Source organism: Streptomyces sp. NPDC006309, from assembly GCF_040613095.1.
In the GTDB taxonomy this organism is placed as follows: Bacteria; Actinomycetota; Actinomycetes; order Streptomycetales; family Streptomycetaceae; genus Streptomyces.
This window is the reverse complement of sequence record NZ_JBEXRO010000038.1, coordinates 23,395-44,212: the sequence shown is the minus strand read 5'-3', so window position 1 is coordinate 44,212 and position 20,818 is coordinate 23,395. Positions and strand designations below refer to the sequence as shown.

12 protein-coding genes are annotated in these 20,818 nt (G+C 73.4%); 9 read left to right on the top strand and 3 right to left on the bottom strand.

Annotated features, from left to right (window positions below; all coding sequences use genetic code 11):
* Window positions 1–271 precede the first annotated feature (271 nt).
* Entirely contained in the window at window positions 272–2,125 is a 1,854-nt protein-coding gene (locus tag ABZ117_RS32110; RefSeq protein WP_356825936.1) for a glycosyltransferase family 39 protein, read from the bottom strand.
* A gap of 253 nt (window positions 2,126–2,378) precedes the next feature.
* Between ABZ117_RS32110 and ABZ117_RS32105 the strand changes: the two genes are divergently transcribed.
* From ABZ117_RS32105 to galE, 3 genes are read left to right on the top strand one after another with little or no spacing between them, the layout of a single operon-like run.
* Entirely contained in the window at window positions 2,379–3,650 is a 1,272-nt protein-coding gene (locus tag ABZ117_RS32105) for a glycosyltransferase 87 family protein (protein ID WP_356825930.1), read from the top strand.
* 43 nt (window positions 3,651–3,693) lie between these two features.
* Window positions 3,694–5,331: a glycosyltransferase family 2 protein gene (locus ABZ117_RS32100; RefSeq protein ID WP_356825928.1), complete on the top strand. Its 1,638-nt coding sequence runs from the start codon at window positions 3,694–3,696 to the stop codon at window positions 5,329–5,331.
* Between the two features lie 17 nt (window positions 5,332–5,348).
* Window positions 5,349–6,329 carry a UDP-glucose 4-epimerase GalE gene (gene galE, locus ABZ117_RS32095; protein ID WP_356825926.1) on the top strand — a complete coding sequence of 327 codons (981 nt, stop codon included), beginning with the start codon at window positions 5,349–5,351 and terminating at the stop codon, window positions 6,327–6,329.
* 43 nt (window positions 6,330–6,372) lie between these two features.
* On the opposite strand, the gene ABZ117_RS32090 is transcribed toward galE, so the two are convergent.
* Window positions 6,373–7,008: a TetR/AcrR family transcriptional regulator gene (locus ABZ117_RS32090; RefSeq protein ID WP_356825925.1), complete on the bottom strand. Its 636-nt coding sequence runs from the start codon at window positions 7,006–7,008 to the stop codon at window positions 6,373–6,375.
* A gap of 207 nt (window positions 7,009–7,215) precedes the next feature.
* On the opposite strand from ABZ117_RS32090, the gene ABZ117_RS32085 reads away from it, so the two are divergent.
* From ABZ117_RS32085 to ABZ117_RS32060, 6 genes are all read left to right on the top strand, one after another.
* On the top strand, window positions 7,216–8,130 hold the full coding sequence (locus ABZ117_RS32085; RefSeq protein ID WP_356825923.1) for an ABC transporter permease: 915 nt from the start codon (window positions 7,216–7,218) through the stop codon (window positions 8,128–8,130).
* Between the two features lie 25 nt (window positions 8,131–8,155).
* Window positions 8,156–9,016, top strand: a complete 861-nt coding sequence (locus ABZ117_RS32080) for an ABC transporter ATP-binding protein (protein WP_356825934.1) — start codon at window positions 8,156–8,158, stop codon at window positions 9,014–9,016.
* A gap of 111 nt (window positions 9,017–9,127) precedes the next feature.
* Window positions 9,128–11,362 carry a CDP-glycerol glycerophosphotransferase family protein gene (locus tag ABZ117_RS32075; protein WP_356825921.1) on the top strand — a complete coding sequence of 745 codons (2,235 nt, stop codon included), beginning with the start codon at window positions 9,128–9,130 and terminating at the stop codon, window positions 11,360–11,362.
* Entirely contained in the window at window positions 11,359–13,023 is a 1,665-nt protein-coding gene (locus ABZ117_RS32070) for a glycosyltransferase family 2 protein (protein ID WP_356825919.1), read from the top strand. The genes ABZ117_RS32075 and ABZ117_RS32070 overlap by 4 nt, the downstream gene beginning before the upstream one ends.
* Before the next feature lie 59 nt (window positions 13,024–13,082).
* Window positions 13,083–14,312, top strand: a complete 1,230-nt coding sequence (locus ABZ117_RS32065) for a hypothetical protein (protein ID WP_356825917.1) — start codon at window positions 13,083–13,085, stop codon at window positions 14,310–14,312.
* 94 nt (window positions 14,313–14,406) lie between these two features.
* Window positions 14,407–15,669: a hypothetical protein gene (locus ABZ117_RS32060; protein WP_356825915.1), complete on the top strand. Its 1,263-nt coding sequence runs from the start codon at window positions 14,407–14,409 to the stop codon at window positions 15,667–15,669.
* A gap of 80 nt (window positions 15,670–15,749) precedes the next feature.
* On the opposite strand, the gene ABZ117_RS32055 is transcribed toward ABZ117_RS32060, so the two are convergent.
* Entirely contained in the window at window positions 15,750–20,693 is a 4,944-nt protein-coding gene (locus ABZ117_RS32055; protein WP_356825913.1) for an NAD-glutamate dehydrogenase, read from the bottom strand.
* Between the last annotated feature and the right edge of the window lie 125 nt (window positions 20,694–20,818).

Genomic DNA, 20,818 nt, shown 5'->3' with positions numbered 1-20,818 from the left:
GCCCCGCCACCCCGGAGCGCGCACCGGGCGCCGTCCCGGGGCCCGCGCCAACCGGGGTGGCGGGGCGCGCGCCGGCCAGGGTCCCAGAGCCCGAGCCAGCCCAGGCCCCTAGGGGCACGCCGAGCGGAGCCCCGCGAGCGCACACCGAGCGCCGTCCCGCGGGGTCCGCACCAGCCGGGTTAGCGGGGCGCACGCCGAGCACAGCCCCGGAGCGCGCACTGAGCCCAGTCCCGGGGCCCGCGCCAGCCAGGGTCCCAGAACCCGCGCCAGCCTAGGCGCCGCAGCGCACGCCAGCACGGGTGACGGCGCGCACGCCGAACACAAGCCCGGGACGCACGCCGGCCAGGCCCCCGGGGGGCATGCCGAGCGCAGCCCCGGAGCGCGCACCGGGCGCCGTCCCGGGGCCCGCGCCAACCGGGGTGGCGGGGCGCGCGCCAGCCAGGGTTCCAGGGCGCGCGCCGGTCGGGCTCCCGAGGGACGCGTCGGCCGGAGTCCTGGAACCCGCACCGGCCGCAGCCCGAAAACCCGCGCCGGCCCGGCTCCGGGGCCGCACGCCGAGCGCAGTCCCGGGGCGCGCGCCGGCCGGAGTTCCGGAACCGGCACCGGCCGCAGCCTCAGAACTCGCACCGGCCCGGCGCCCAAAGCCCGCACCGGCCCGGCTCTCGGGGCGCGCGCCGGTCGGGCGGACGTAGAGCCGGACGGTCAGCAGGCCCCGTACGGACTCCCGGTTTCCGGTGAACTCCTGCCACAGCACGGTCAGTTTGGTCCGCTCCGTGGGGTCGCGCGGGATCCAGCGGCCGGCGAGCAGCCGCCGGTCGGCCACCACCCACACCCGGTCCAGCCGCGCCAGTCTGCGGCGCAGCTCACCGGGCCCGGCCTCCCGCCCGTACAGGGTGCCGGACCCGGCGGCCCCCGCCACGAGTGCCAGGTCACGCGTCCCCCGGAACGCCCGGGGATAGGTGAGCGCCGCGTTCCGCGTCTGCGCCGGCAGGAACAGCACCGGCTCGCCGGGGCCCACCTCCCGCGCGGCCACCCGGGAGACGGCGGCGAGGTCGTCGGGCCGGCGAGCGGGATCACGGTCCTGTTGGAGGAGGGGGAACTGGTGGAGCAGGGAGAGGCCGACGGCCAGGAAACCGGCGAGGGTGAGCAGCCGGGGCCGCGCGGCCGGGACCCCGGGCAGGGCAGCCCCGCGCCGGCCCGGCCGCGGGCGTTCCAGCGCACCCGCCAGCCGCTCGGCCCCGGCAGCCACCACCAGCGGCGCCCCCGACAGCGCGTACAGCACGTACCGGTCGACGTACAGCGGTGAGACCTGCGAGGCCAGCATCAGCAGGGCCGGCGGCACCACCGCCACCGGCAACCCCACGCCCGCGCACGTCAGTTCGCCCCGCCGCCCCGCCAGCCCGGCCAGTCCGAGCAGGGCCAGCCCGAGACACACCCAGTACACCTCGTCGGCCGGCCCGAGGAACCCGCGCAGCAGCCCTCCCGCCGTTTCCGCCGTGGGCGGCCGCAGCCACGCCAGCTGCGCCGCCTGCCCCCGCGACACCACCACCATCGGCAGCAGCGCGAGGCCCACCGCACCGGCCGCGCCCCCGAACCGCCGCCACGTCCGCGCTCCGGCCCGGGCGAGCGCCAGCGACACCGCGTGCGCGAGTGTCAGCAGGACCGCGAACTCGTGCAGCCAGCAGGTCAGTCCGAGGACGACGCCGTACGGCCACCACGAGCCGCCCTGCACGGCCCGGACGAACAGCAGCGTCGCGCAGGTGGCCCCGGCCGCGACGAGCGCGTAGGAGCGGCCCTCCTGGGCGTAGTGGCCGGCCATCGGGGAGACCGCGTAGAGCAGGCCGGCCCACAGACCGACCCGCGGCCGGGCCAGCCGGCAGCCGAGCGCGGCCACCAGGCCCGCCGTGACGGCCGCCGCGCACACCGACGGCAGCCGCAGGACGACCTCGCCGGGGTGCACGGCGAGGACCGTGTGCACGCACAGGTAGTACAGGCCGTGCACCGCGTCCACGCCGTGCAGCAGCCGCCAGATCTGCGGTACCGTGCGGCGCCCGACCTGGAAGCTGACGGCCTCGTCGCGCCACATGCCGCCCCGGTCGAGCCCCCACAGTCCGAGCACCGCCATCACCAGCGCGGGCACGCCCACCGCGGCGGCGCGGCCCAGCCGCTCCCGGGAACACCCGGACACCCCGCGGGGTGCGTGGCCCCTCGCACCGGCCGGCGCGGCGCCGGCCGCTCCAGCCGCCCGACGTGACTGCGGTTGCACAGGAAGCCCGACGTTCACCATGGCCCGATCTTTTGCGATTAGCCAACCTTTCTAGGTCATTGACGGCGTATCGGCATGGATACCCCATCCGCTCGGCTTAGGCTCCCATGTGATGAACCGTCTCCGTGTCACCCCCGGCCCGGTCCTCGCCCTCACCGTCCTGTGGCTCGCCACCCGTGCCCTCATGCTGTGGCTGCTCACGCACAGCACCTCCCCGCTGCTGGGCGGTGGCTCGGTGGCCAGGGAGGTGTGGCGGCTGTACCACCACTGGTACGGCGTCCTCGCGCACGGCTCCTTCCCCGTGCACGACACGCTGTGGCAGTACCCGCCCGGTGCGGGTGCGGTGCTGCTGGCACCGGGTCTGCTGCCGGGGCTGACGTACTTCCAGGCGTTCGTGCTGCTGACGCTGGCCGTGGACGCGGTGACCGCGGCGGCGCTGGTCCGCGCGGGCACCCGGCCCGGGCGCAGCCTGCTCGGCGCGGCCGTGTGGACCGGCGGCCTGCCGCTGCTGCTGCACCTGCCGCTCGCCCGGTACGACGCCGCGGTCACCGCCCTGGCCGTGCTGTCCCTGCTGGCGTCGGCACGCTCCCCGCGCGCGGGAGGGGTGTTCGGGGCCGTGGGCGCGCTGGTGAAGGTGTGGCCGGCGCTGGTGCTGCTGGGCACGCCCCGTGGGCGGCGCACCCGTACGACGTGGACGTGGGCGGCGGCGACCGGGGCCGTGTGCTTCGGGCTGCTGGCGGCCTTCCTCGCCCATCCGCTGTCCTTCCTGCGGGAGCAGAGCGGCCGGGGCGTGCAGATCGAGTCGCTCGGCGGCACGGCGCTGAACCTGGCCCGGCACGCCGGCTGGCCGGGCCGCAGCCGCTACCAGTACGGCGCCATCGAACTCGTCGGTCCGCACGTGCACGCCGTCGCCACGGCCTCGCTCGCGCTCACCGCGCTCGCGTTCGCCCTGCTGCTGCTGTGGCGGCTGCGGGCGCGGCACTGGAGCGAGGCCACGCCGTACGACGCGGCGCTGAGCGCGGTGCTGCTGTTCACGGTCACCAGCCGGGTCATCAGCCCGCAGTACATGATCTGGCTGATCGGGCTCGCCGCCGTGTGCCTGACCTCGCGCCGCACCGGGCAGCGCCCGGTGGCGGTGCTGATCCTTGCGGCGTCCGCGCTGAGCACCGTCGTGTTCCCCATGTACTACCGCGAGGTGATCGACGGCACCTGGGCCGGGTGTCTGCTGATGCTGGCCCGCAACGGGCTGCTGGCCGTCGCCGCCGTGCTGTCCTTCGTGCGGTTGTGGCGGGACGCGCGGCCACCGGCCGGGGAGTCCGTGCTGCCGGCGGAGCCCCGGCCCGGTTCCGGCCGCCTTCCCGAGCGGGCGTTCAGCGCCTCGTAACGGGATAATGGGGGGCATTCCCGCACGCCCGGCCGTGGACCCCATGCCTCAGGAACCGCGAGACCCGCACCCGGCACCCCAGGCCGCCGTCGTCGTCATCGGCTACGACGACCGCGCCCATGTGGCCGAGGCCGTGCGCTCGGCCCTGGCCCAGGGTCCCGCCGTCGCCGAGGTCGTCGCCGTGGACGACGGCTCCACCGACGGCAGCGCCGGGCTGCTCGCCCGGCTGGCCGGCCGGGAGCCGCGGCTGCGGGTGGTGCGCCGGGAGGTGAACAGCGGCGGCTGCGGCAGCCCGCGCAACGCCGGGATCGACGCGGTGACGGCGCCGTACGTGATGTTCCTGGACAGCGACGACGTACTGCCGCCCGGTGCGGTGGACGCGCTGCTCACGGCGGCGACCGAGGCGCACGCCGAGGTCGCGGGCGGGCTGTGTGTGCGCCGGGAACAGCCGTCGGGGCGCGAACAGCCGTGGCAGGCGTTCCTCTACCCGGCGCACCGCGTCCTCGACCGCCCCGACCGGCTCCCCCGGCTGGTCCACGACACCCTGTGCGTCAACAAGCTGTACCGCACCGGCTTCCTGCGCGACCACGGCATCCGCTTCCCCGAGGGCCGCTTCCGCTACGAGGACTTCGTCTTCACCGCGCGCGTGCTGGCCGCGAGCCCGCGCATCGTGCTCGTACCGGACCGGGTGTACGTGTGGCAGGTGCGCCGGTCGGCCGGGCGGCTGTCCCTCTCGCTGGACCGGGAGCGCGTCGAGAACTGGGCGGCGCGCGTCGAGGCGTGCGCGCTGGCGTACGACATCCTGCTGGGCGCCGGGCAGAAGGAGCTGGCCCGGGCGGCGCGCGCCAAGTTCCTCGACCACGAGCTGCGCATGTACGCGCGCGAGCTGGGCCTGCGCGACGCGGACCACCGGCGCGCGTGGTGGACGCTCACCCGGCAGTACCTGGCGTGCTACGACGACGCCGACTGGGAGCCGGACCCCATCGCCCCCGGCCGGCTGCTCGCGCGAGTCCTGCTGGCGTCCCCCGAGCCCCGCGACCTGCCCCGTCTGCGTGAACTCGCCGCCCGCCCGGCGCGCCTGCTCCCGCCCTACGCCCGCACCGCCGACGGCGTCCCGGTCTGGTCCCCCGACCTCCCCCAGGTCTCCCTGGGCCCGCTCCTGACCCGCCCCGTCCCCGTCCTCCCCCTCGCGGTGGACGCGGAGCTGCGCCCGCGCGCGCGTGCCTCGCCGCTGCGTCTGCGGCTGCACGAGCTGTACGGCAGGGTGGCCGGGGCGGCGCCGGTCGAGGTGGACGTGGCGTGGCACGGGCGCGAGGACGGCCGCACGCGCGGGCGCACGACGGCCACCCTCACGCCCTCCGGGCCCGCCGTCTGGTCGGCCGAGGTGCCCGTGGACCTGGCCGGGCTCGGCTCCGGCGTCTGGGACCTCGGCCTGACCCTCCGTTTCGCGGACGGCGGGCGGCGGACGGTCACGGCGCACGCCCGGACGGGCGCCGGCCGACTGCGCCGACGCGCCCTGCCGAGCGCCGCACACGGCGTACTCCTGGCGCACCCGTACGCCACGCACTCCGGCGCGCTGGCACTGCGCGTGGCGAGCGGTGCGCGCGGCGTGCTCGACGTGGCCCGCGGCCGGCTCCGCCGCCGCCTGCTTCACTGGGACCCGGACCGACCGACGAGCTGACGAGGGGACGGCCGCACATGACCTGGCTGATCACCGGCGGTGCCGGATACATCGGGGCGCACGTCGTCCGGGCGATGACCGAGGCGGGCGAGCGCGCGGTCGTCTACGACGACCTGTCCACGGGGCTGGCCGAGCGGGTACCGGACGAGGTGCCGCTGGTGCGCGGCTCCACCCTGGACGGGGAGCTGCTGGCCCGCACGCTCGCCGGGCACGGGATCACGGGCGTCGTCCATCTGGCGGCGAAGAAGCAGGTGGGCGAGTCGGTGGACCGGCCGCTGGAGTACTACCGGGAGAACGTCGAGGGCCTGCGCGTCCTCCTGGCGGCGGTGACGGCGGCGGGTATCCCCTCCTTCCTCTTCTCCTCCTCGGCGGCCGTCTACGGCATGCCCGACGTCGACCTGGTCACGGAGGAGACCCCCTGCCGCCCCCTCTCCCCCTACGGCGAGACCAAACTGGCCGGCGAGTGGCTGGTGCGCGCCACGGGCCGGGCGGCCGGCCTCGCCACCGCCTCGCTGCGCTACTTCAACGTGGCGGGCGCGGCCACGCCCGAACTGGCCGACACGAGCGTGTCCAACCTGGTCCCGATGGTCTTCGAGCGGCTCACCGAGGGCGCACGGCCCCGTATCTTCGGCGACGACTACCCGACCCCCGACGGCACCTGCGTCCGCGACTACATCCACGTGGTCGACCTGGCCGAGGCCCACGTGACCGTCGCGCGCACCCTCGCCTCCGCGCCGGGCACCGGCCTGACGCTCAACATCGGCCGCGGCGAGGGGGTCTCCGTCCGGGAGATGATCGACCGCGTCAACGCGGTCACCGGCTACGACCGCCCCCCGACCGTCACCGCCCGCCGCCCCGGCGACCCCGCCCGCGTGGTCGCCTCCGCCGCCCGCATCGCCACGGAGCTGGGCTGGCAGGCCAAGTACGACGTCCAGGACATGATCACCTCCGCGTGGGAGGGCTGGGTCCGCAGCCATCCGGAGGCCGCGCGCTCGTAGGGAACACGGCCCCCGGCCGGGCGCGCCGGGGCGGGGCGCGGGGTCACAGCGCCCTGAGCGCCGCCGCTGTGGCCCGTGCCAGCTTCGCCAGATAGCCCTTGGGGGGCTTCGGGGAGCGGATGACGACCGAGCGCCAGTACAGGGGGCCGGAGATCAGGTCGAGGGCGAGGTCGGGATCGACGCCGGCGCGGAGTTCGCCGCGTTGCGCCGCCGCCGCCACGATCCTGCTGGCCACGCCCTCCTGGCCGTCCCGCAGCGCCTTCTGGAAGGCCTCGGCGAGGTCGGGGTTGCGGGCGGCCTCGGCCTGGAGGTCGGGGATGACCTGGGAGGCGACGGGGTGGCGCAGGGCGCGGGAGGTGACCTCGTACAGCAGGTGGAGGTCGCCCTCCAGGGAGCCGGTGTCGGGGACCGGGAAGCCGGTCACCGCCATGGCCGAGACGACGTCCAGGACCAGGTGGAGCTTGGAACGCCAGCGCCGGTACACCGCCGTCTTGCCCACGCCCGCCCGCCGCGCGATGCCCTCGATGGACATGCGTGCGTACCCGGCCGCCGCCAGTTCCTCGAAGACGGCCGCGCGGATGGCCTCGGTCACGTCCTCGCGGAGGACGGCGGCCCCGGCGGGGGCCCGGCGGCGCGGACGGGCCGGCGGCTCGTCGGCGGGCACGGCGTTCGTCGTCATGCCGCACAGCATAGGCCGTAGCGACGAAACGGTTGCGTTCCGACGTGGATTGCCCCTACGCTCGCGTTGCGACGATACGGTCCCGTCCCGACGTAAAGAACGTAAAGAGAAACGCGGGGAAACGCCGGGCGACGGGAACGACACGGACGCGGCGACCCGGCGGCAGCCGGACGCAGCAGCCCCCTCCCCCGAGCGAAAGCAGCGGATGTGAGCCAGGTCCTCCACACACCGCCCCCCACCCGGGCCCGGACCGACGACGACCTCGCGGCCCTGGCCGCCCGGCACGGCCTGTCGGTCAGCGGCGCCCGCCCCACCCTGCCGGAGTACATCCGCCAGCTGTGGGCGCGGCGCCACTTCATCGGCGCGTTCGCCACCGCCAAGCTCACCGCGCAGTACAGCCAGGCGAAGCTCGGCCAGGTGTGGCAGGTCATGAACCCGCTGCTGAACGCGGCGGTCTACTACTTCATCTTCGGTGTCCTGCTGAACACCAAGCAGCACGTGCCCGACTACGTGCCCTTCCTGGTCACGGGCGTGTTCATCTGGACCTTCACGCAGAGTTCGATCATGGCGGGCACCCGGGCGATCTCCGGCAACCTGGGCCTGGTCCGCGCCCTGCACTTCCCGCGCGCCGCGCTGCCGATCTCCTTCGCGCTCCAGCAGCTCCAGCAGCTGCTGTTCTCGATGGCCGCGCTGGTCGTCATCCTGCTCTGCTTCGGCGTACCGGTCTCCGCTTCCTGGCTGCTGGCGGTCCCGGCGCTCGTGCTCCAGTTCACGTTCAACGCCGGCGTGTCGATGATCGTGGCCCGGATGGGCGCCAAGACGCCGGACATCGCCCAGCTGATGCCCTTCCTGCTGCGTACGTGGATGTACGTGTCCGGCGTGATGTGGAGCATCGACAAGATCACCAAGCACGACCACCTGCCGCACATCGTGACCGTCCTGCTCCAGATCAACCCGGCCGCCGTCTACATCGACCTGATGCGGTTCGCGCTGATCGACAGCTTCCACGCCAGGTCCCTGCCCCCGCACGTGTGGGCGGCGGCCACCGGCTGGGCCCTGCTCGCCGGCATCGGCGGCTTCATCTACTTCTGGAAGGCTGAGGAGACGTACGGCCGTGGCTGAGCAGACCCCCGGGACGACCGGGACCATCGAGACCGCCGGCACCACCGGCACCACCGGCACCGGCGGGGCGGCCGGGAAGGTTCCCACCGTCGTCGCCGACCGTGTCGACATCGTCTACCGGGTCAACGGCACCGGCGCGGGGCGCGGCTCCGCCACCGCCGCCCTCAACCGCATCCTGCGCCGCCGGCAGACCGAGCAGGCGGCCGGTGTGCGCCGGGTGCACGCGGTGCGCAAGGTGTCGTTCGTCGCGTACAAGGGCGAGGCGATCGGGCTCATCGGCACCAACGGTTCGGGCAAGTCCACCCTGCTCAAGGCGGTCGCCGGGCTGCTGCCGGTGGAGAACGGCCAGATCTTCACCGACGGCCAGCCCTCCCTCCTCGGCGTCAACGCGGCCCTGATGAACGACCTCACCGGCGAGCGCAACGTCCACCTCGGCGGCCTCGCCATGGGCATGTCCCGGGAGCAGGTCAAGGAGCGCTACCAGGACATCGTCGACTTCTCCGGGATCAACGACAAGGGCGACTTCATCACCCTGCCGATGCGCACGTACTCCTCCGGCATGGCCGCCCGGCTGCGGTTCTCCATCGCCGCCGCCAAGGACCACGACGTCCTGCTGATCGACGAGGCGCTGGCCACCGGCGACCGCTCCTTCCAGAAGCGTTCCGAGCAGCGGATCCGCGAGCTGCGGCAGCACGCGGGCACGGTGTTCCTGGTCAGCCACAACAACAAGTCGATCCGTGACACCTGCGAACGGGTCCTGTGGCTGGAGCGCGGCGAACTGCGCATGGACGGGCCGACGGAAGAGGTCATGAAGGAGTACGAGGCGTTCACCGGCGAGAAGAAGCCGGCCGCCAAGCCGGTTGCCAAGCCGGCCGCCAAGAGCTGACCGGCCCCGGACGGGCTCCTTCACCGGGCACGCTTATCCCTTTCATCCGTTTAATGACAGTATGTTATGGGGGGTGTGCCCGGAGACATCGAGCCGAAGGAGTCCACTGCGATGCCCCAGCTGAGCGTGATCGTCTACGGGCCGAACACCCAGGGGCATCTGACCGAACTCCTCGACTCGCTGGAGGCCCACCCGCTCACCGACGCCGAGGTGATCGTCGTCGCGGTCGGCGCGTGGGCGCGGGAGACGGCCGAGCGCCACGCCCCGGACACGGTCACCGTCGCCCTGCCGGAGGGCACCGGTGACGCGGCGGCCCGGGCGGCCGGCGCCGCCCGCGCGTCCGGCCGCTGGCTGCATTTCGTGCACGCCAAGGACGGCCTGCCCGCCGGCGCGCCCCGCCTGATCGCCGAACGGACCGCCGAACTGGACGCCACCGGTGCCGTCCCCGGTGCTCCCGGTGACCCGGACACACCCGTCGACGTGCTGCTCTTCGACCACGTCACCACCACCTGGCAGACCGCCGCCACCCCCTCCCGGGACGGCCGCCACCTCGCCGCCGTCGGCCGGGGCCCCCTGCCCCTGGCCGCAGCCCCTGATCTGCTGCGCCTCACCCCGCTGCTCGGCGACCGCGCGCTGCGCACCGCGTTCTGGCGGGCGCACGAGGAGCGGCTCACCACCGACGACGAACCGCGCGCCGCCCACGCGGCCCTGCTGTACGCCGGCCGTGTCGCCTGCCTGAACCAGGCGGCGTACGAGAACCGGGTGCTGCGCCCCGAGAGCCTGCCGCCGCGCGCACCCGAGTACCGGCTCGCGCTCATCGACCGCTACGAGTCGCTGCTCCCGCTCACCGGCGAGCGCCACGCCGTCCGCACGGTGCTGTACGACCTGATGGTGCGTGACCTGCTGCGCACCTTCGCACGCGAGGACCTGCCCGACCCCGTGGCCCGCGAGTTCTTCCGGCGCGCCTCCCTGGCGGCGCTCCGCTGGCGCCCCGAGGGCCATCAGCGGCCGGCGGGCCTGGAGGGCGTACGGCACGCGCTGCTGGAGGAGGGCGCGTACCACCGGTACCGGGCGTTCCAGGCCGCCAACCGCACCCGCCGCGCGGCCCGCAGGGCGGTACGGACGCACAAGCGGCGGCTGGGCGCGAAGGTCCGCGACCACCAGTACCGCCGCGCCCTGAACCGCCCGCTGCGCCCCGACCTCGCCGTGTTCGCCGCGTACTGGGACCGCGGGGTCGCCTGCAACCCGGCCGCGATCGCCGCGAAACTCGCCGAACTCGCCCCGCACATCCACCCGGTGTGGGTGGTGACCGGCCAGAACGCGGCCCTGCTGCCGCCCGGCACCGACCACGTCGTGCCCGGCACCCGCCGCTACTGGGAGACCCTGGCCACCGCCACGTATCTGACGAACAACGTCAACTTCCCCGACGCGGTCGTCAAACACCCCGGCCAGATCCACCTCCAGACCCACCACGGCACCCCGCTCAAGCGCATGGGCCTGGACCAGATGGACCATCCCGCCGCCGCGAAGGGCCTGGACTTCGCCGCCCTGCTGGCCCGGATCGACAGGTGGGACTACAGCGTCAGCGCCAACAGCCACTCCACCCGCATGTGGGAGCGCGCCTACCCGGCCCGCTACACGTCCCTGGACCACGGCTATCCGCGCAACGACGTCTACTACGCGGCCACGGCGGCCGACGTCCGCGCGGCCCGCGCCCGCCTCGGCATCGCGCCCGGCACCACGGCCGTCCTGTACGCCCCCACCCACCGCGACTACGAGGCCGGTTTCACCCCCCGCCTGGACCTCGCCGCCCTCGCCGACCGCCTCGGCGACGACACGGTCCTCCTCGTGCGCGCACACTACTTCTACGGCGGCACGGCCTCCCCGCTGACCGGCCTGCGCCGCTCCGGCCGGATCATCGACGTCTCCTCCTACGACCCCGTCGAGGAACTGTGCCTGGCCGCCGACGCGCTGGTCACGGACTACTCCTCGATCATGTTCGACTACGCCAACCTGGACCGCCCCATCGTGATCCACGCCGACGACTGGGAGACGTACCGGACCACCCGGGGCGTCTACTTCGACCTGATGGCCGAACACCCCGGCCAGGTCGCCCGCACCCAGGAGGAACTGGCCGAGATCTTCGCCTCCGGTGCCTGGCGCGACGAGAGCGCGGCGAAGGCACGGGCGGCGTTCCGGCGCCGGTTCTGCGAGTACGACGACGGACGCGCCGCCGAACGGGTCGTACGGCGGGTGTTCCTGGGCGAACCGGAGGAGTCGCTGCCGCCGGTGCTCCCGCTCGAGGACCGCACCCCCGCCCCGACTCCCGAGGAGGCCACGGCATGACCCGCCCCGACGTCACGGTCACGGTCATCGTCCACAACGACGCCGCCCGCCTCCCCCGCGCGGTCGAGTCGGTGCGCGCGCAGACCCACCCCGGCATCGAGATCGTCATCAGCGACGACCACTCCGAGGACGACACCCCGGCCGTGGCCCGTCAGCTCGCGGCCCGCGACCACCGCATCCGCTACCTCCGCCTGCCCCGCAACAGCGGCGGGTGCAGCGCCCCGCGCAACCGGGCCGTGGAGATCGCCCGGGCGCCGTACCTGATGTTCCTGGACAGCGACGACGAGCTGCCGCCGCGGTCGGTCGAGTCGCTGCTGGCGGCCCACCGCGAACGGGAGGTCGACTTCACCATGGGCGCGGTCCGCCGGATCCGGGTGGACACCGGCCAGGAGTCGACGTGGATGGCGCACCTGGTCGCCGAGCGCCGCACGGTGGAGGGCATCGCGGCGGACCCGCGGCTGTTCTTCGAGCACCTGTCGACCAGCAAGATGTACGCCCGCTCCTTCCTGGACCGCCACCGGCTCCGCTTCCCCGAGGGCATCCACTACGAGGACCAGCTGTTCTCGGCGCAGGCGTACTGCCTGGCGAAGGCGTTCACGATCATCCCCGACCCGGTGTACGTCTGGTACATCGAGCCGTTCGCCGACGCGGCCTCCGCCTCCATCTCCAACCAGCGGCACCGGATCTCCAACGTCCGCGACCGCGTCCACGTCCAGCACCTCATCGACGACTTCCTGGTGAGCAGCGGGCACGCCGGGCTGCGGGCGGACAAGGACTACAAGTTCCTCAAGCACGACTTCCGGATGTACGCCGGCGACCTGCCCTACCGGGACGAGGAGTGGCTGACGTCCTTCGCCGGCCTCGTCAACCCCTACCTGGACACCCTGGCCCCCGAGGCGTACACCCGGCTGCCCCGCGCCGAGCGGGTGGTGCTGGAGCTGCTCCGGGAGGGCCGGCTGCCCGAGGTGCGGCTGGCGGCGCGCGGACTGGGGCACGGGGTGGCGCCGAGGCGGGTCACGGCCGACGCGGCGGGCGGCCCGTACTGGGGCGGCACCGTCCCCGCCACCGACCGTGCCCGCCGCGAACTGGACCTCTCCGAGCTGGAGCTGGACACCCGGCCCTTCCCCACGGCCCAGTTCCGCCACGAGATCACGGCACTGACTCCCGGCCCCGGGGCGTCCCTGACCCTCGCCGTGCGCACCTACGACCCCGGACTGCGCCTCCCGGTCGGCCCGCAGCGCGCCTGCCTGGCGCTCTCCCCCGGCGGGCACCGCATGACGGTCCCCTTCCGGCTGAACCCGGTCCGGCCCGGCGTGTTCGAAGGCACCGTCCGCCTCGACCTGGCCGCCGCTCGGCTGCCCCTCCAGGGCTTCGAGGGCGTACGGCACCCGCTGGTCCGCCTGGACCAGCAGGGCCTGTCCCACACCGGCATGCTGCTGGCTCCGCTGGACTTCCCCGCGCACCGGATCCGCGTGCCCTACCGCTCCGGCGCCACCCCGCACGAGATCGTCCTCGAACCGGAGGGCCGCAACCCCGGCCGCCTCCAGCTGCGCTGGCATCCGGTGGGGGTGACGGCGCGGGTCGTCGGGCCGGTGGTACGGCACGTGGCCCGACCGCCGATCCGCAGCGCCGCCCGGCTGGTGGCGAGCCTGCTGAGGTGAGACGGGCACAGGGACCGTTCCGCCGAGCCGTAACCGCACCGCACCCCCGTGGAGTCACCGTGGCCCAACTGGTCCCCCCGTCTGCCGCCACCACCGGCCGGCCGCCCGGCAGCGCGCCCGGCGGCCCGCGGGCCCGGCTGCGCAAGGCGCTGCGCCGGCAGCCCGTACACGTCACGTTCGTCCCGCGCGAGACCCGCCGTGCCGTCGCCCTCCAGCTGACGCTGTCCCTCCTCGGATTCGCCGTGCTGCTGGTGCTGAACCGGCATCTCGGCCACGGGGTGACGGGTGTCCTCAGCCGCTGGGACGCCGCCAACTACCTGTCCGTGGCCGCGCACGGCTACCCCGACCGGCTCCCCTTCCGGGCCAACGGGGTGCCCGGGTACAGCACGCTCGCGTTCTTCCCCCTGGTCCCCGGGCTGATCCGCGCCGTGCACGCGGTGACCGGGCTGACGTTCGCCCACGCCGGTGTGCTGGTCTCCTGGGTGGCCGGCGCGGTCGCGGCGAGCGGGGCGCACACCCTGGCGCGGGCCGTCGTCGGCCACCGCGCCGCCCTCGTCTGCGTGGGACTGTGGGCGTGTTCGCCGTACGCTTTCGTGCTCTGGATCCCGTACTCCGAGGCCGTGTTCACCGCCGTGCTGATGTGGGCGCTCGTGGCCCTGATCGCCCGCAGGTGGGTGACGGCGGGGCTCCTTTGCGCGCTGGCCGGGACGGTCCGTCCCACCGCGTCGGTGCTGGTCGCGGTCACCGCCCTGACCGGGCTGGCGGCGCTGGCCGGCCGCCGTGACGGCCTGCGGCCCCTGGCCGCGACGGTGCTGGCTCCGCTCGGCCTGGTCGGCAGCTGGCTGTACCTCGGCAGCCGGATCGGCTCGGTCACGGGCTGGTTCGAGGCGCAGCGGGCCTGGGGCCAGACCTTCGACCTCGGCCGGGGCACCCTCCACTTCCTGCGCCACGCGGCCGGGGAGCACTCGTCCGACATGCGGTACGTGGCCGTGCTCACGACGATCGCCGCCGTCGCCGTCGGGACCGTCGCCCTGGCGCTGGACCGGCGGGTGCCCTGGCCCCTGGTGTTCCTCGCGGCGGGCGCCTGGCTGCTGATGGTCGGCGTGAACGGCGCGCCGTACTCCAAGCCCCGCTTCATGCTGCCGTTCCTGCCCGTCCTGCTGCTGCTCCCGGCACCCGCCCTGGCCAGGGTCCGGCGGGAAGTGCGCTGGCTGGTGTACGGGAGCGGCGCGGTGTTCGCCGGCTGGTACGGGGCCGGGCTGCTCGCGCTGTTCCGGCCCGCCCCCTGACGTCCGGTACGCCGGGAAAGTCCCGCTATATTCTGGATCGTCATGCTCGGCCCTGCCGAATCCTGTTCCCGCACCCACCGGACTGGAGAGACCCTTGGACGGCGGAACGGCTCACCTCGCCCGCCTGCGGGCGCTGCCCGTGCTCGCCGCCGTGGTCTTCCTCGTCCTGCACGTCTTCGCCTATCCGGCGACCCGGTTCTCCAACGACTCCTACCGCTACGCCCGCGAGGCCTACCGGTTCCTCGGCGACTCCCCCCGGCAGGCACAGCAGAAGGCGGTCGCCGCCTACTGCGCCGACACCGCCCGGCTCGTCCACCGCAACCGGCAGCTGGACCAGCGGAAGTTCCGCGAGCCGGGACGGGAGGCGGCGTACCGGCACACCTGCGAGACGAAGTACCGCGACGGCCTGGCCCCCACCAGCCCGAAGTACGAGCGCATCTTCCGCACCCGGCCCGGTTACCCGCTGATGGCCGCGCCGTTCGTGGCGCTGCTCGGCGCCAAGGCGGGCCTGACCGCGGTGGCGCTCGCCTTCACCACGGCCGCCGGATGGCTCGTGCACCTGCTGCTGCGCGCGCTGCGCTCCCCGCCGCCGGCCGCCGTCCTCGGCCAGGTCCTGTACTACGTCACGCCGCTCGCCCAGTGGGGCGGGCGCCCCCTGTCCGAAGGGCCGGTGATCGCCCTCATGACGGCCCTGCTGCTCGCCGCGGTCTGGCTGCTGCGCGGCCGGGTCACGCGGGGCGCGCTGCTCTTCGCCGGCGCCTTCGCCCTCGGGTCCGCCGTCAAGTACTCCAGCTTCCTGATCGTGGGGCTGTTCCTGGCGGCGGCCGCGTACGCGGTCCTGGCGCTGGTCCCGCGCGCACGGCAGCGCGGCACCTGGGTGCTGGCCGGACTCGCGACGGCCGGCACGGTGGCCGTGCTCGCCGTCAGCAGGGTCTTCGGGCTGCCGGGCATGACCGACTCGTTGCAGGACATGTTCACCCTGCACTGGACCTATCCCGAGATCGCCGGTCCCTGGCGGTCCCTGCTCCGGCTGAACGCCCACTACTGGTGGCAGTGGCTCCAGCAGGAGGCCCTCGCCCCACTGCTGCTCACCCTCCTCACGGCCGGCGCGTGGGGGCTGTGGAAACGCTCGGTGCCGGTGGCCCTGTGCGTCCTCGCGACGGGCCTGACCGGATTCGCGACCATGGCCGCGCACCCGCTGGCCGTGGAACAGGACCGGCTCTACGTCCAGGTCTGGCTCATCCCCGTGATCGGCGTGCCCCTCGCCCTGGAACGGCTGTGGCGGCGAGGAGGCACGGCACCGGCCGCCCCCGGCGGCGACCGGACCGCCGGGGAACCGGCCGGCTGCGCCACCTGATTCCTGCGCCCGGGGCCCGGCGGGAAACGGGAGGGCGCCCCGGGCCGTCACCGGCCCGGGGCGCCCTCACCGCCGTACGGCTACGAGTGCGTCCGCAGCAGCGTCCGCATCGTGCGCATCGCCACCGACAGGTTGGCGAGGTCGAAGGAGTCCGAGCCGCGGATCTCCTCCAGGGTGGTGCGGGCACGGCCCAGGATCGCGGTGTTCTTCTGCTCCCACGCCGTGAACCGCTGCTCCGGCGTCGAGGTGCCGTCGCCCGCCGCGAACACGTCCGCGGTGAGCGCCGCGTGGGCCGCGTACAGGTCCTCGCGGATGGAGGCGCGGGCCATGGACTGCCAGCGGTCGGCGCGGGGCAGCTCGATGATGCGGTCCATCAGCTGCGTGATGCCGAGCCGGTCGGCGAGGTCGTAGTAGATCTCGGCGACGTCCAGCGGCTCCTTGCCCATGCGGTCGGCCACCGAGACGATGTCCAGCGCCGGGAAGGCGGAGGAGAAACCGGCCACCCGGGTGGCGAGCTCGTCCGGGACACCGGCCTCGGACAGCTCGTCGTACACGTGCTGGTACCACTCCAGGTCCGCGCCGCGCAGCAGCTTCGGCAGCTCCTGCCAGACCCGCTCGACCCGCTCGGCGAAGAACTCCACCGTCTCGGCGAGCTGGAGCGGCTGCGGCCGGTTGTTGAGCAGCCAGCGGGTGCCGCGCTCGATCAGGCGCCGCGAGTGCAGCCGGATGCGGGTCTGGACGCCGGCCTCGACCCGGTTGTCCAGGGCCTCCACCTCGTCCCACACCGCCGCCGAGCTGAAGATCCTGCGGGCCGCGGTCTGGGCGCGCACGATCTCCTCGAGCGAGGCGCCGGTCTCCTCGCGCAGACGGTGCAGATACGTCGTACCGCCCGTGTTGACCGTGTCGTTGACCAGCACGGTCGTGGTGATCTCACGGCGCAGCGGGTGGTTGTCGATCGCGTCGGCGAAGCGCTCGCGCAGAGCCGTCGGGAAGTACGCGTGCAGCAGGCCGCGCAGGTACGGGTCGTCCGGCAGCGAGGTGTGCAGCAGCTCCTCGGCGACCGTGATCTTCGTGTACGCCAGCACCACGGCCGTCTCCGGGCCGGTCAGGCCCTGGCCCTGGCCGAGGCGCTCGCGGATCTGGCGGTCGGTGGGCAGGAACTCCAGCGCCCGGTCCAGGTGGCCCTCGCGCACCAGGTGGCGGATGAACCGCTGCTGGGCGTGGAGCATGTCCTTGGCCTGGGACAGGGCGTTGGCGAGGGCGGTGTTCTGCGCGTAGTTGTTGCGCAGCACCAGGACGCCGACCTCGTCGGTCATCTCGGCGAGCAGCTTGTTGCGCTGCTTGACGGTCATGTCGCCGTCCGTGACCAGGCTGTTCAGCAGGATCTTGATGTTCACCTCGTGGTCGGAGGTGTCCACACCGGCGCTGTTGTCGATCGCGTCGGTGTTGATCCGGCCGCCGTGCAGGGCGAACTCGATGCGGCCGAGCTGGGTCAGGCCCAGGTTGCCGCCCTCGCCGACGACCTTGACGCGCAGGTCGGCGCCGTCGACGCGGATGGCGTCGTTGGCCTTGTCGCCGACATCGGCGTTGGACTCCGCCGACGACTTCACGTACGTGCCGATGCCGCCGTTCCACAGCAGGTCCACCGGTGCCCGCAGGATCGTCTTCATCAGGTCGGCCGGGGTCATCTTGGAAATCTTCTCCTCGATGCCCAGGGCCTGCCGGATGTGGCTGTTGAGCGTGATCGACTTGGCGCTGCGCGGGAAGATCCCGCCGCCCGCCGACAGCAGCTTGGTGTCGTAGTCGGCCCAGCTGGAGCGGGTCAGCTCGAACAGGCGGCGGCGCTCGGCGTAGGAGACGGCCGCGTCCGGGGTGGGGTCGATGAAGATGTGCCGGTGGTCGAAGGCGGCGACCAGGCGGATGTGCTCGCTCAGCAGCATGCCGTTGCCGAACACGTCACCGGACATGTCACCGATGCCGACGACCGTGAAGTCCTCGGACTGCGTGTCCACGCCCAGCTCGCGGAAGTGCCGCTTCACGGACTCCCAGGCGCCGCGCGCGGTGATGCCCATGCCCTTGTGGTCGTACCCGGCCGAACCGCCGGAGGCGAAGGCGTCACCGAGCCAGAAGTTGTACGTCTCGGCGACCTGGTTGGCGATGTCCGAGAACGTCGCGGTGCCCTTGTCGGCCGCGACCACCAGATAGGTGTCGTCCCCGTCGTGCCGGACCACGTCCTGCGGCGGCACGACCTCACCGGCGACCATGTTGTCGGTGATGTCGAGCAGCGCCGAGATGAACGTCTTGTAGCTGGCGATGCCCTCGGCGAGCCACGCGTCCCGGTCCTCGGCCGGGTCGGGCAGCTGCTTGGCGACGAAGCCGCCCTTGGCGCCCACCGGCACGATGACGGTGTTCTTCACCATCTGCGCCTTGACCAGGCCGAGGATCTCCGTACGGAAGTCCTCGCGCCGGTCGGACCAGCGCAGACCACCGCGCGCGACCTTGCCGAACCGCAGGTGCACGCCCTCCACACGCGGCGAGTACACCCAGATCTCGTACGCCGGGCGCGGCGCGGGCAGGTCCGGGATGGCCTGCGGGTCGAACTTCATGGACACGTACGCGTGCGGCTCGCCGCCGAGCGCCTCCTGGAAGAAGTTCGTGCGCAGGGTCGCCTTGATGACGGTCAGGAACGACCGCAGGATGCGGTCCTCGTCCAGGCTGGCCACCTGCTCCAGGGCCGCGTCCAGCTCCTCCAGCAGGGCGTCCGTGATCTCCAGCCCGGCCTGCTGCCGCTCCGGCGACATCCGCGCCTCGAACAGGGAGACGAGCAGCCGGGTGGTGTGGACGTTGTTGCGGAGGGTGTCCTCCATGTAGTCCTGCGAGAAGGTCGAACCGGCCTGCCGCAGGTACTTGGCGTAGGCGCGCAGCACCATCGCCTGGCGCCAGGTGAGCCCGGCGCTCAGCACGAGGGCGTTGAAGCCGTCGTTCTCGGCCTTGCCGGTCCAGGTCGCGGCGAACGCGTCCTGGAACCGCTCACGTGCGTCGCCGCCCAGGTAGTCGCCGGCGGGGCCGCCGAGCGACTTCGGCATGCGCAGACCGAAGTCGTAGATCCAGGCGGTGGTGCGGTCGGCGCAGCGCAGCTCGTACGGCCGCTCGTCCGTGACCTCGACGCCCAGGCGGCTGAGCACGGGCAGCACGTGGGACAGGGAGACCGAACCGCCCTTCTGGTAGATCTTGAAGCGGCGCTCCTCGGGCGCGGCGCCCACCGGCTCGTACAGGCTCAGCGAGAAGACCTTGTCCTCGCCCAGCTGCTCCAGGTGCACCAGGTCGGCGACCGCCGCGCGCGGCGGGTGGTCGGCCTTGTACCCCTCGGGGAAGGCGTTGTTGTAGCGGCGCAGCACCTCGGCCGCGCTCTCCTCGCCGCACTCGGCGGTCAGCGCCTCCGCGAACGCGTCGACCCAGGAACGGGCCGCCGCGACCAGCCGGGACTCGATGCGCTCCTTGTCGGCGTCCGACAGCTCGGACAGCTCGGTGCCCTGCGGGACCCGGACCACGAAGTGCAGCCGGGACAGGATCGACTCGGTGTTCCAGGCGGTGAAGTCGACGCTGATGCCGCCCAGCTCCTCCTTCAGGATGTCGATGATCCTGAGGCGGACGCCGGTGGTGTAGCGGTCGCGCGGGAGGTAGACGAGGGCCGAGTAGTAGCGGCCGTACTCGTCCTGGCGCAGGTAGAGCCGCAGCCGGCGGCGCTCCTGGAGGTAGAGCACGCTGGTCACGATGGCCTGGAGTTCGGTGACCGGCGTCTGGAACAGCTCGTCGCGCGGGTAGGTCTCCAGGATCTGGAGCAGGTCGCGGCCGTCGTGGCTGTGCGGCGAGAATCCCGCGCGCGCCAGCACCTCCTCGACCTTGCGGCGGATCACCGGGACGCGGCGCACGGACTCGGTGTAGGCGGCGGAGGAGAACAGGCCGAGGAAGCGGCGCTCGCCGACGACGTTGCCGTCCGCGTCGAACTTCTTGACGCCGATGTAGTCCAGGTACGACGGCCGGTGCACCGTGGCCCGGCTGTTGGCCTTGGTCAGCACCAGCAGCTTGTGCTCGCGGGCCTTGGCCCGGGCGTCGGCCGGGAGCCGCTCGAAGGAGGGGCTGACCGGGTGCCGGTCCTCCTCGGCGTGGTGCGGGTCGGAACGCAGTATGCCCAGACCGGTGCCGGGCACGGCGGCGAGCGTGTCGTCGTCGCGCAGCTGGTACTCGCGGTAGCCGAGGAAGGTGAAGTGGTCGTCGGCCAGCCAGCGCAGCAGCTCGCGGGCCTCCTCGATCTCGGGCTTCGCCAGGTCGGCGGGGGCGGGCTCGCCCACCAGGCCGTCGGCGATGCGGATCGAGGTGTCCCGCATCTTCTCCCAGTCCTCGACGGCCTCACGGACGTCGGACAGGACGCGCAGCAGATCGGCGGTGATCTGCTTGAGGTCGGCGCGGTCGGTCTCCCGGTCGATCTCGACGTGGATCCAGGACTCGACGTGCGCGTCGTGCGGGAGGTCGCCGGCGGGCGGGGTCGCCAGCACCTCGATCAGCTTGCCGGTCACATCCCGGCGGACCACGAACTGCGGGTGGATGACGACGTGGATGCCGCGTCCCTGCCGGGTCAGCTCGTTGGTGACCGAGTCGACGAGGAAGGGCATGTCGTCGGTCACGACCTCCACGACGGTGTGGCTACAGGTCCACCCGTTCTCCTCCACGGACGGGGTGTGCACCCGGACGTTCGCGGTGCCCTGCGGGCGGGTCTCGGCGAGACGGTGGTGCGAGACCGCGGCGCCGAAGGCGTCGACCGGGTCGCGGTCGGTGAGGTCTTCCGGCGCGGTGTGCAGGTAGTAGCGCTGGAGGAACGTGAGCAGGGATTCGCCGTCCGGGGTGCCGGAGCCGCCCTCGCTCGTCGTCCCGGTCGGTAGGTGCCCCCCGACCGGGCTGTTCTCAGCTACCCGGGCGGCCCGTTCGAGCAGCTCGGCCTTGGCTTCGTCCAGCTTGGTCTGCATTGTCCTCTGACTCCTGTCGCGCGCCGTTGCGTGACGTAGAAGGAAGTACGGTCTCTTTCCCCCCGGCTCGACGCCACGGCCCGGGGTCTCCCGTCCGTTCCGACGCTATGCCGCGAGATGAGATT